Source organism: Vibrio sp. Vb0349 (genome assembly GCF_033338975.1).
The window spans coordinates 46,217-58,739 of sequence record NZ_JAWOTS010000015.1 but is presented as its reverse complement, the minus strand read 5'-3'; the positions used below and the strand labels follow the sequence as shown (position 1 = coordinate 58,739).

The window sequence follows — 12,523 nt, the reverse complement described above, 5'->3', positions numbered from 1 at the left end:
TTTTACGCAGTAAGGTCTTATCTTATTTTGCGTTTTTGCCAGCTCCGTACCACGGAGTAGCGCCAAAGCCCTCGAATTCCGAAGTAGCCAATAATCGCGGATACAACCCCACAAATTGCGCAGCCCAATAGAAATGGAGGTCCAATGGTGCTCATTTGCTGCATGATGAATTCCCACGATAGTTCAAAATGAAAAGGTTGCGGGGGAAGACGCATCACTAGAGCACCTAGCTTGTACGCAAAGTAAAATAGCACAGGCATAGTGATAGGGTTGCTGATCCATACCAAAGCGACGGAGAGGGGCAGATTGACACCCAACATAATGGCCAAGCCAGCGGCCATGATCATTTGGCTTGGCAGCGGAACAAAAGCCATAAATAACCCGACAGCAAAAGCCCCTGATGCCGAGCGGCGGTTTAAGCACCACAAGTTCGGGTTGTACAACACATTGCCGAAGACCTTCAATGCTTTTTGGCGTTTGATCAATTCATGATCTGGCATGAAGCGTTTTATCAGCTTTCTAGGCATAGGACAGCATGACTCTCTCAGAAAAAAGTTGGACCTTGGCGTTATTTGTAGCGAGCGTAATCTCGTCGGCTTGGTGGCCGACAATACCAGATTGGCGTTGGTTGCTGCTGGGAATAATAACCACTGGCTCAATAATCAAATTACGTCGTGGCTTAATTAGCATAGGCGCAATTGCGGGCTTTATGGTTGTCATCGTCCACGGCAATGTATTGGAGTCTCAGAGACAAGCCCTTTTTCAAGCAGGGGAGAATATTACCATAATTGGTAAAGTTGACAGCCCTTTTACGCAAATAAGTCACGGTTATGAAGGTATTGTCGCGATAGAAGCGGTAAATTCTCAAACTCTGTTACCTTTTCTTAAACCTAAAATCCGTCTTATTACGCCTTTTCCACTCGATGTTAACAGTGAGTTTACGACATCCATCTCGTTAAAGCCGATTACAGGTCTACGCAACGAAGCTGGCTTTGATGCTGAAAAGCACGCGATGGGTAAAAATATTATCGCCCGAGCGGTTGTTAACAAAGATGCTAAGTGGATTGTTCGTTCTAATGTATCTCTGCGTCAATCCATTATTGCCGATGTCGCTGATGATGTGTCTTCCCTTCATCATTTCTCGTTAATAAGTGCGTTAGTTTTTGCTGACCGTTCTTGGTTGTCTAAGGAAGATTGGCAAGCGCTCAGGGACAGTGGTTTACTGCATTTGGTCTCCATTTCTGGTTTACATATTGGTATGGCGTTTACTTTTGGGCTAGTCGTGGGCGGTACCGTTCGTTATCTATTACCCCAATACCAGTTGTTACCTAGCTTATATGGGCTGATCTTCGCTGTTGCCTACGCTTGGTTAGCGGATTTCTCTCTGCCTACTACGCGAGCAGTGTCGGTATGCGTTGTTTACGTTCTCCAGAAGTATACTCTGGTGCACTGGACTTCTTGGCGAGTTCTTTTGCTTGCAGTATCTCTACAACTGCTTGTCCAACCTTTTACATCCTACAGTATGAGCTTTTGGTTATCATACCTCTCCGTTTGTGCGGTATTGTTCGCAATTAATTTGATTCGACATCAAAGGGGAGGTTGGAAAGCGCGATTAAAAGCGTTATTGCTTACTCAATTGATGTTGAGCGCTTTAATCGTACCTGTTAGTGGCCATTTCTTCTCCGGTTTTAGTTTGTCCTCAATAGCCTACAACTTGGTATTTATTCCTTGGTTCGGATTTATCGTTGTACCTTTGATGTTTCTAGCCCTGTTCTCATCTTTGTTTCTTGAAATGATAGCGAAGCCTCTGTGGCATTTGGTGGACTGGTCATTACAGCCATTGAGCACGTCAATACAGTACGCAATAGGTTCTTGGCAACCTATTAGCATGGAAATGACAATGCTGGTTATGGCGATAGTGGTTTGCTTAATATTTCAACGGTTCATGTCTCAGTACGCGTGGTATTTGTTACTCGGCATCGTTATTAGTATCAAGCTTGCATCGGAGTATGAACCGCATTGGCGTATCGATGTATTAGATGTAGGTCATGGCCTTGCAGTGGTTGTAGAAAAAGACGACAAGGTGTTGCTGTATGACACTGGTAAAGCATGGCAAAGCGGCAGTATCGCAGAGCAGGTCGTCACTCCGGTTTTGCATCAACGAGGTTATGAAAGCATAGATACACTGATTCTAAGCCATTCCGATAATGATCACGCAGGCGGCCGCTTTTTCATTGAAGATGCCTTTTCTCCACAACGTAAACTTAGTAGTCAATTCTTTATCGAATATGAGCCTTGCACTAGAGGCGACCAATGGAAATGGCAAGGATTAAACATGGAAGTGCTCTGGCCTCCTGCACTTGTTCAACGCGCGTATAATCCGCACTCCTGTGTATTACGACTTACTGACCCTATTTCTAACTTTAGTATGCTTTTTACTGGTGATATTGAGGCCATTAGCGAGTGGATTTTGCTTAGAGAACCCGGAAAGTTACAAAGCGATGTGATGCTAGTCCCTCACCACGGGAGTAAAAGTTCATCGAATCCTCGATTTATCGAGTCGGTGAGCCCGAGTGTGGCGGTTGCTTCTTTAGCAAAAAACAATCGATGGGGAATGCCAGCGGAAAATGTCGTTGCTTCATACCGAAAGCTTGGCATTACTTGGCTTGATACTGGTGAGGGTGGTCAGGTAAGCTTCTTTATTCACCGTGATAATTGGCACTCAGAAACCAAACGTAGCGATACATTTGAGCCTTGGTATAGGCAGATGCTGCGTAAGGGAGTAGAATGAGAGTCTTAATGTAAGAAAATAAAGCACTTCTATGTCGATAAATACTGATGAAACGACTTGGCAGACGTTTAAGCGTCTATGGCAATTTATTCGCCTTTATAAGTCAGGTCTTGTCGTTGCAGTCATTGCATTAGTTATTAATGCCATATCAGATACCTATATGATTTCCCTGCTAAAACCACTACTCGATGAAGGTTTTGGGAACGCTGAATCTGATTTTTTACGCACGCTTCCATTGATTATTTTTGCCATGATGTTCATCCGTGGCATAAGTGGATTTGTCTCCACCTACTGTTTGAGCTGGGTATCTGGCAACGTAGTTATGCAAGTCCGTCGCATGGTGTTCAATCACTTTATGCATATGCCAGTGTCTTACTTTGATAAGGAAAAGACGGGCAACTTATTGTCGCGTATAACCTACGACTCAGAGCAAGTATCAGCGGCAACTAGCCAAGCGTTGGTGAGCATTGTCCGTGAAGGCGCAAGTATCATTGGTCTGTTAGTCTTGATGTTTTACAACAGCTGGCAATTGTCGCTAGTGCTGTTTGCTGTTGCTCCCGTTGTGGCATGGGGTATTGGTGTTGTTTCTAAACGTTTTAGAAAAATATCCAAAAATATGCAGACCATGATGGGTAACGTAACTGCATCAGCAGAGCAGATGCTGAAAGGCCATAAAGTTGTGTTGAGCTATGGCGGCCAAGACATCGAACGTAAACGATTTGAAAAAGTCAGCAACCAAATGCGTCAACAAAGCATGAAGTTGGTGACGGCTCAAGCGGCGGCTAACCCTATCATCCAAATGATTGCATCACTTGCAATTGTTGCCGTTCTTTATTTAGCAAGTATTGATTCGATTAAAGAGCAACTGACTCCAGGTACATTTACTGTTGTCTTCTCTGCAATGTTTGGTCTGATGCGCCCACTTAAAGCGCTGACTAACGTTACTTCTCAGTTCCAACGTGGTATGGCCGCGAGCCAAACGCTCTTCGCGTTAATTGACCTCGAGCCTGAGAAAAACGAAGGTAAGTTGACAGTTGAACGCGCAAATGGCGATGTTTCAGTTAAAAACGTAAGCTTTACTTACACTGGTGCAGAAAAACCAGCATTGGAAAATGTCAGCTTCGATATTCCAAGAGGAAAAACGGTGGCGCTAGTTGGCCGTTCTGGCTCAGGTAAAAGTACCATCGCGAACTTGTTCAACCGCTTCTATGATGTTGACAGTGGATCTATCACATTAGATGGGCATGATATTCGTGATTACGAGCTAAAGAATTTACGTCAGCAATTTGCACTAGTATCGCAAAATGTTCATTTGTTTAATGACACGATAGCAAACAATATTGCGTACGCAACGGATGGCCAATATGAGCGCAGTGATATCGAGAAAGCGGCAACACTCGCGCATGCGATGGAGTTCATCAGCAAAATGGATGATGGACTTGATACCATGATTGGTGAAAATGGTGCTAGCTTGTCTGGTGGTCAACGCCAACGTGTTGCGATTGCGCGAGCTCTATTGCGTGATGCTCCAGTGCTGATTCTTGATGAGGCAACTTCGGCTTTGGATACCGAATCCGAGCGAGCTATTCAAGCTGCACTTGATGAGCTGCAAAAAGACAAAACGGTACTTGTAATAGCGCACCGCTTATCCACAATCGAGAAAGCCGATGAAATTCTTGTGGTTGATGATGGTGCCATCATTGAACGTGGCAACCACGCTGAGCTTATTAAGAAAAATGGTGCGTATGCACAATTGCACCGTATTCAGTTTGGTGAATAAGCGCGGTGATTGAAAAAATCTGGTTTGAAAACCATCCAATAAAATATCTCTTGTGGCCGCTTTTGTGGCCACTGAGTTTATTATTTGGAGCGATAAGCAAGTCAAAGCGAAAGCAATACCAAACTGGCCGCAAGCAAGTTTATAATGCGCCTATACCTGTTGTTGTGGTTGGCAATATCACTGCTGGTGGCAATGGTAAAACACCAGTTGTTGTGTGGCTTGTTGAGCAACTACAGCAAATGGGCTTTAAGCCGGGGGTTGTTTCTCGTGGTTATGGGGCAAAGGCTCCTGCCTATCCGTTAGTGCTAAAAGAAGATACGCCAGCGAAGCATTGTGGCGATGAACCTAAGTTGATTCATCGCCGTACAGGAGCACCTGTTGCGGTAGATCCTGTGCGTTCAAATGCTGTGAAAGCACTGCTAGATTTGGATGTGGATATCATAATTACGGATGATGGATTACAACATTATGCGTTAGGCCGTGATATTGAGTTAGTGATTGTGGATGGGAATCGCCGGTTTGGTAATGAAAGCCTGATTCCATTAGGTCCTTTACGTGAAGGTATTGAGCGACTTAAAGAAGTCGACTTTACCATCACCAATGGCGGTCAAGCTCATACGGGCGAAATCGCAATGGCTTTAGCACCCTCTAAAGCTATTAATCTTAAGACTAAGCAACATGTGGATGTCTCGGAGTTGAAAGATCTCGTCGCATTTGCGGGCATTGGGCATCCTCCGCGTTTTTTTCATACACTAAACTCGATGAACGCAGATGTTAAAGTTACAAAAGGTTTTGCTGACCATCAAGACTTTGATCAACAAGAATTAGAAGCATTGGCTCAACAAGGGACCAATGTGATTATGACCGAGAAAGATGCCGTCAAGTGCAGCCATTATGCGCAAGATAATTGGTGGTATCTGCCTGTATCTGCCCAGTTTGAATCAAACGATGCAGAGCAAATTTTAAATAGAATAAAAGAGGTTAAAGCGGCTTATGGATCACCGTCTACTTGAGATTGTAGCTTGCCCTGTTTGCAAAGGTAAGCTGACGTACGATAAAGATAATCAAGAGTTGATCTGCAAATTGGATCGCCTTGCTTACCCGATCAAAGAGGGTATTCCAGTTCTGCTAGAGCCTGAAGCTCGCGCTATGAGCATGGATGAGGGACGCTAATGTCTTTTACGGTTGTCATCCCTTCGCGCTACGCATCGAGCCGTTTGCCTGGTAAACCGCTAGCGGATATTGGTGGTAAGCCTATGGTTCAGTGGGTTTATGAACAAGCGCTACAAGCGGGTGCGGAAGATGTCATCGTTGCAACTGATGACGAGCGTGTTGCGAAAGCGGTTTCGTCATTTGGTGGTAAAGTTTGTATGACCTCTCCCCACCACGAATCAGGTACGGAGCGTCTTGCAGAAGTTGTTGAAAAGATGGCTATTCCGTCAGACCACATTATTGTTAATGTGCAAGGGGATGAGCCTTTGATTCCGCCGTCCATCATTCGTCAGGTTGCTGATAACTTATCAGGGTGTGAAGCCCCGATGGCGACGTTAGCTGTAGAAATAGACTCGGAAGAGGAAGTGTTCAACCCGAATGCTGTTAAAGTTGTCGCAGATGAGCAAGGCTATGCGTTGTACTTTAGTCGAGCAACCATCCCTTGGGATCGCGATAACTTTGCTAAACAAGACAAAACCATTGCCAACCCATTAATGCGTCATATTGGTATTTATGCTTATCGAGCTGGTTTCATTAATACGTATGTCCACTGGGCACCAAGTGCATTAGAGCAGATTGAGTGTCTTGAGCAACTGCGAGTGCTTTGGTACGGTGAAAAAATTCATGTGGCGGTAGCGAAAGAAGCACCAGCGGCAGGGGTTGATACGCCCGAAGACCTAGAAGCCGTGCGCGCGATTGTTGCAAAGCAAGCGTAACAAATGCTCATATAGATTTAAGAATAAACAAGGCTCCTGAATTAGGAGCCTTTTTGTTTTACTTGTATCGCGGTATTAGTTAAATGTTAGTGTCGTATTGGTTCCGTTTAGGGCAGGTTGCTAACACTTCTCGGTGACCGGTGTCTTTCACTTCTTGGAGAATGACATCAAAGCCCCATAATCGGTACACGTGCTTTAGAACTTCTTCGTAACTATCATCAAGTGGGATGCGGTTGTGAGGAACGTACTGCAACGTAAGCGATCTATCACCACGGACATCGACATTAAACACCTGAATGTTTGGCTCAAGATTAGATAAGTTATACTGAGCAGCTAAGGTTTCTCTAATGCGTTTATAACCCATCTCATCGTGTATCGCAGCGACTTCAATAAAGTTCTTATGATCATCATCGTTGATCGCAAACAGCTTGAAATCACGCATTAATTTCGGAGAAAGGTATTGGCTAATAAAGCTTTCATCTTTGAAATTATGCATCGCGAAATGCACTGCATCTAACCAGTCGGTTCCTGCTAGGTCTGGAAACCACTCTTTGTCCTCATCAGTTGGTTCTTCACAGATACGCTTAATATCTCGGAACATGGCAAAGCCTAACGCGTAGGGGTTAATGCCATTAAAGTAAGGACTGTTATAAGGCGGCTGAGCCACGACACTGGTGTGGCTATGTAAGAACTCTAGAATGAATTTTTCAGACACCAAGCCCTCATCATAAAGATGGTTGAGTATGGTGTAGTGCCAGAACGTTGCCCAGCCCTCATTCATAACTTGCGTTTGTTTTTGCGGATAAAAATACTGACTGATCTTACGGACGATCCGAACAACTTCACGTTGCCACGGCTCTAGCAACGGCGCATGTTTTTCGAAGAAGTAGAGCAAGTTTTCCTGAGGCTCGCTTGGGAATCGCTCTTTAATGTCTTCCTCTTTCGTCTTGGCTGTCGGTACCGTGCGCCAAAGCTCATTAACTTGAGATTGTAGGTATGCTTCGCGTTCTTCTTGTCTTGCTTTTTCCTCTGTAATTGAGATTTTCTCTGGACGCTTGTAGCGGTCTACACCAAAGTTCATTAACGCGTGACAAGAGTCGAGCAGTTTTTCCACTTCTTTTACGCCATATCGTTCTTCACACTCGGCTAAATACTTTTTGGCGAACAGCAGATAGTCGATAATAGAGCTGGCGTCAGTCCACGTTTGGAATAGGTAATTACCTTTGAAAAAAGAGTTATGGCCGTAACACGCGTGCGCTATAACGAGTGCTTGCATTGTTACCGTATTTTCTTCCATCAAATAAGCAATACAAGGGTCGGAGTTAATCACAATCTCGTAGGCTAACCCCATTTGACCATGTTTATAGTTCTGCTCTGTTTGAATGAATTTTTTACCAAATGACCAGTGGTTGTAATTGATTGGCATGCCGATACTTGAGTAGGCATCCATCATCTGTTCTGAAGTAATCACTTCTATTTGGTTAGGGTAAGTGTCTAGGCGATAATGCTCCGCGACACGCTTAATTTCTTTGTGGTATCGCTCTAACAGCTCAAATGTCCAATCTGGTCCATCTGGCAACACTTTACTGTTACGCTTTTTAGGCGCCTCTCCTGAGAGGTTTCTCGTTGCGGTATTCATCGCTAGCCTCCTTACGCCGTTTCTTTTTGGAATAGTTCACGAAAGACTGGGAAAATATCCTCCACAGAGCGAATGTTTTTCATTGCGAAATTAGGAAACTCTTCAGTGAGTTTTTCGTACTCATGCCATAGAGTTTGGTGCGATCGCCGCGTGATCTCTATGTAAGAGTAATACTGACAGTTTGGAAGTAATTTGTTCACTAACAGATCCCGGCATCTTGGCGAATCATCTGCCCAGTTGTCACCGTCGGATGCTTGAGCTGCATATATGTTCCACTGACCAATCGGGTATCGCTCTTTTACTATTTCATCCATTAACTTGAGCGCGCTAGATACAATGGTACCCCCGGTTTCTTGTGAGTAGAAAAATTCGTGCTCGTCCACTTCCTTCGCTTGGGTATGGTGGCGGATAAAGACGACTTCGACATTCTCGTAGGTACGAGTTAAGAACAAGTACAAAAGAACATAGAAGCGTTTTGCGATGTCTTTCGTTGCCTGGTCCATCGAACCGGATACGTCCATTAGACAGAACATTACCGCTTGGCTCGATGGTACCGGGCGTTTCTCATAGTTCTTGAAGCGTAAGTCGAAGGTATCGATGAACGGCACGCTTTCGATTTTCTTGCGCAGTTCTTCAATTTCAGCCTTCAAGCGGTTCTCTTCAAACTGCTGAGCAGGTTCAATATTTTTGATGCGAGCAAGTTCGTCTTCTAACTCTTTAAGAAGTCGTTTCTTACCAGCAGTCATTGCAGTACGGCGCGCAAGAGATTGTTGCAGAGAGCGTACTACGGCGATATTGGAAGGGATACCGGCAGTTTGAAAGCCTGCACGGTGCGTTTTCCATTCTGTGATTTTGGCAATTTGGTTTTTTTCTAGATTAGGCAGCTCGAGATCTTCGAACAAAATATCGAGGTACTCATCTTTTGATATTTGGAATACAAATTCGTCTTGGCCTTCTCCATCTGGACTGGCGTTCCCTTCTCCTGAGCCGCTACCTTGACCGCCACCTTTGGGACGCTCAATTTTATCACCAGTAATGAATTGGTCGTTACCGGGATGAACTCGTTCTCGAACACCACCTTTGCCTTGATGAAATATAGGCTCATTGATGTCTTTGTGAGGGATAGAGACGTCTTCGCCCGTTTCCGTATTCGTAATCGAGCGTCGATTCACTGCGTCTGCTACCGACTCTTTTATTTGCTCTTTGTGGCGCTTCAAGAAGCGCTGTCGATTAACAGCGCTCTTGTTCTTGCCATTGAGCCTTCGGTCTATAAATTGCGCCATGAAATAGCCCTCTTCATGTTTCACAAGCGACCTAACTCAATACTGGGTTAGGATGACTTACGTACTCGTAGGTACCACTCAGAAAGTAGGCGAACCTGTTTCTCGGTATAGCCTTTTTCCATCATGCGAGCGACAAAGTCGTCGTGCTTCTTCTGATCTTCAGAAGAGGTTTTCGCATTAAATGAGATAACCGGAAGTAGCTCTTCGGTATTGGAGAACATTTTCTTCTCGATTACTGTGCGCAGTTTTTCGTAGCTGGTCCAAACCGGGTTTTGACCATTGTTATTCGCTTTCGCACGAAGCACAAAGTTAACGATTTCGTTTCGGAAATCTTTCGGGTTAGAAATACCAGCTGTTTTTTCGATCTTCTCTAGCTCAGCATTCAGTGAAGAGCGATCAAATAGCTGACCAGTTTCTGGATCTCGGTACTCTTGGTCTTGAATCCAGAAGTCTGCATAGGTGACATATCGGTCGAAGATGTTTTGGCCGTACTCAGAGTAAGACTCAAGATAAGCGGTCTGAATCTCTTTACCGATAAATTCAACGTATCGAGGTACTAGGTAGCCTTTCAAGAACTCGAGATATTTCTCTGCTGTTTCAGCAGGGAACTGTTCGCGCTCAACCTGTTGTTCAATCACATAGAATAGATGTACAGGGTTGGCTGCCACTTCGGTTTGGTCGAAGTTAAATACGCGTGACAAAATCTTAAAGGCAAAACGTGTTGAGAGACCGTTCATGCCTTCATCGACACCAGCATAATCACGATACTCTTGATAGCTTTTTGCCTTTGGATCCGTATCTTTCAGCGTTTCACCGTCGTATACGCGCATCTTAGAGAAGATGGACGAGTTTTCAGGCTCTTTAAGTCGAGAAAGAATACTGAATTGTGCCAGAGTCTCGAGCGTACTTGGTGAACAAGGGGCTTGAGACAACTCACTGTTTTCAAGAAGTTTTTGGTAGATTTTGACTTCTTCTGAAACACGTAGACAGTAAGGTACTTTCACAATATAAACACGGTCCAAGAACGCTTCATTGTTCTTGTTGTTACGGAAGGTCTGCCACTCAGATTCGTTTGAGTGAGCCAGAATCATACCGTCGAATGGAATCGCAGAAAGGCCTTCTGTACCGTTGAAGTTGCCTTCTTGCGTTGCTGTTAACAGCGGGTGAAGCACTTTGATTGGTGCTTTGAACATCTCAACGAATTCCATTAAACCTTGGTTTGCTTTACACAGCGCACCGGAGTAGCTGTAAGCGTCTGGATCGTCTTGCGAATAGTGTTCAAGCTTACGAATATCGACTTTACCAACCAATGATGAGATATCTTGGTTGTTTTCATCGCCTGGTTCAGTTTTGGCAATACCGATTTGGTCAAGGATAGAAGGGCGTACTTTCACTACTTTAAATTTGGTGATATCACCACCAAACTCGTGAAGACGTTTAGCGGCCCAAGGAGACATGATCGAGCGAAGATAACGGTGCTCGATGCCATATTCTTTTTTCAAAATATCGCCATCTTCTGTGGCTTTGAATAGGCAGAACGGATGGTCATTCACTGGGCTGCGTTCGCCGTTAGCAGTAAGAACATAAATAGGCATCTGTTCCATCAGAGCCTTAAGCTTTTCTGCAAGCGAAGACTTACCGCCACCTACAGGGCCAAGTAGGTAAAGAATCTGCTTACGCTCTTCTAGGCCTTGCGCCGCATGTTTTAGGTAAGACACAATTTGTTCTATGGCATCTTCCATGCCATAAAAGTCTTTAAAGGTTTCATAACGAGAGATAACACGATTCGAGAAGATTCGGCTTAGTCTCGGATCCTTTGCCGTATCGATTATCTCTGGTTCACCAATCGCCATCAGTAGGCGTTCTGCTGCATTAGCATAAGCGCTTTTGTCATCTTTACACAGGGCTAAAAACTCCTGTAACGACATCTCTTCATCTTTTGCAGCTTCATATCTTGATTGATAGTGGTCGAAAATACTCATGTCGCTTTCCCCTTTAATAGTCAGTCTACCGACGAACGTTGATTCAGGCTTTCCACCAACAGTTATGCTCGTTGTTGTTTGAATATACGTCCTGTTATCACATTTGGTTCGTACAGAATGTAAGATTGGCAACACCAAAGACTTTGCTTTATGGACGGTTTTTTCGTTACAACGGTGAGCGGTGGATATGAATTTTTCAATCACAGCCTTTCTCTACTTAAGCCTAGTCGGGGATTTGCAATTTTGCTTAACAATTATGAATTTATTGTAAAAGTGACATTTGAATCACTCTTTTATTAAGGACGAATTTATGTCGTGAATAGGTGCAATAGAAATCAAATATTTGGCAAAGACAGAAGAGTCTCAGTGATTCGTTGTTCTACATTGAGCAAGGCAAGTGAAAGAGGTAGGAAGAGAGCAAAGTCTTAGATAAGTTTGTGACAGGGTAAATAACAAGGAGAGCGGGCGCTCTCCTCATCTTAGACGACCATTTTATGCGCTGAAGATTTGCGCTAGTTCGTTTTCACATAAATGATACTGACGAGGGCAGTTACGCCAAGTTTGCAGCATACGGCGGTATTTATCTAGCATCGGCATTTGGCTGTTAAAGTGATGATCTGCCTTGTCAAACTGAGGGTACAAACCTTCAGAATCGATGAGAAAACGTACGTAATGTACTTGTTGCGCTTCTGAAGCAATATCAAATCCCAAGAACTTCAAGCGGCGCTGATCTACGTTGCTGCGATCTTCATCTTCTAGCATGTTGTAAGATTCTTGCATCGCATGATACATCTCCATAACGTCGATGATCTCACGACACTCTGCTTCTGAGAGGCAGCCGAAATCTTTGTTCAACTCTCGCATTTGTAGTTCATAACCACGTTCAACGATCGTTTGTAAGCGTTTGTATTTGGCCGCATTACTTGGATCAAGTTGAGACATAAGGTTGTATTGGTTTGATAGAATCAAACGTTGAGCGTTTGACATTTCCATGGTGACCTCACTAGATATCTAATACATTTTTAATGTGCTTAGGTTAACGCTTAAGACATGAGTGAAACATGATCTCAACACATATTTAATACTAAAAAATGGCAAGAACTGTCACTTTTGACCAGTT

10 protein-coding genes are annotated in these 12,523 nt (G+C 44.1%); 5 read left to right on the top strand and 5 right to left on the bottom strand.

From position 1 onward, the window contains the following. Nucleotides 1–17: 17 nt before the first annotated feature. Entirely contained in the window at nucleotides 18–527 is a 510-nt protein-coding gene (locus tag R7Q47_RS16125; protein WP_005387834.1) for a DUF2062 domain-containing protein, read from the bottom strand. Between the two features lie 8 nt (nucleotides 528–535). Between R7Q47_RS16125 and R7Q47_RS16120 the strand changes: the two genes are divergently transcribed. From R7Q47_RS16120 to kdsB, 5 genes are read left to right on the top strand one after another with little or no spacing between them, the layout of a single operon-like run. Beyond that, entirely contained in the window at nucleotides 536–2,791 is a 2,256-nt protein-coding gene (locus tag R7Q47_RS16120; protein WP_213962930.1) for a DNA internalization-related competence protein ComEC/Rec2, read from the top strand. 31 nt (nucleotides 2,792–2,822) lie between these two features. Next, on the top strand, nucleotides 2,823–4,571 hold the full coding sequence (msbA, locus tag R7Q47_RS16115; protein ID WP_186584398.1) for a lipid A ABC transporter ATP-binding protein/permease MsbA: 1,749 nt from the start codon (nucleotides 2,823–2,825) through the stop codon (nucleotides 4,569–4,571). A gap of 5 nt (nucleotides 4,572–4,576) precedes the next feature. Continuing rightward, complete coding sequence (gene lpxK, locus R7Q47_RS16110) at nucleotides 4,577–5,584, top strand: tetraacyldisaccharide 4'-kinase (protein WP_005387842.1); 1,008 nt, start codon at nucleotides 4,577–4,579, stop codon at nucleotides 5,582–5,584. Continuing rightward, complete coding sequence (locus tag R7Q47_RS16105; protein WP_009707122.1) at nucleotides 5,565–5,744, top strand: Trm112 family protein; 180 nt, start codon at nucleotides 5,565–5,567, stop codon at nucleotides 5,742–5,744. The genes lpxK and R7Q47_RS16105 overlap by 20 nt, the downstream gene beginning before the upstream one ends. Then, nucleotides 5,744–6,499 carry a 3-deoxy-manno-octulosonate cytidylyltransferase gene (gene kdsB / locus R7Q47_RS16100; RefSeq protein WP_047100855.1) on the top strand — a complete coding sequence of 252 codons (756 nt, stop codon included), beginning with the start codon at nucleotides 5,744–5,746 and terminating at the stop codon, nucleotides 6,497–6,499. The genes R7Q47_RS16105 and kdsB overlap by 1 nt, the downstream gene beginning before the upstream one ends. Before the next feature lie 79 nt (nucleotides 6,500–6,578). Here the strand turns inward: kdsB and R7Q47_RS16095 are convergent, their stop codons facing one another. From R7Q47_RS16095 to R7Q47_RS16080, 4 genes are all read right to left on the bottom strand, one after another. Beyond that, a complete protein-coding gene (locus R7Q47_RS16095) occupies nucleotides 6,579–8,138 on the bottom strand; it encodes a SpoVR family protein (RefSeq protein WP_005378449.1) in 1,560 nt (519 codons plus the stop codon). 11 nt (nucleotides 8,139–8,149) lie between these two features. Next, the gene (locus R7Q47_RS16090) at nucleotides 8,150–9,421 is read right to left on the bottom strand and encodes a YeaH/YhbH family protein (protein ID WP_005378448.1); all 1,272 of its coding nucleotides are present in this window, start codon (nucleotides 9,419–9,421) and stop codon (nucleotides 8,150–8,152) included. 47 nt (nucleotides 9,422–9,468) lie between these two features. Beyond that, a complete protein-coding gene (locus tag R7Q47_RS16085) occupies nucleotides 9,469–11,403 on the bottom strand; it encodes a PrkA family serine protein kinase (RefSeq protein ID WP_005378447.1) in 1,935 nt (644 codons plus the stop codon). A gap of 492 nt (nucleotides 11,404–11,895) precedes the next feature. After that, on the bottom strand, nucleotides 11,896–12,396 hold the full coding sequence (locus R7Q47_RS16080; RefSeq protein ID WP_017820021.1) for a YfbU family protein: 501 nt from the start codon (nucleotides 12,394–12,396) through the stop codon (nucleotides 11,896–11,898). Nucleotides 12,397–12,523: the final 127 nt, after the last annotated feature.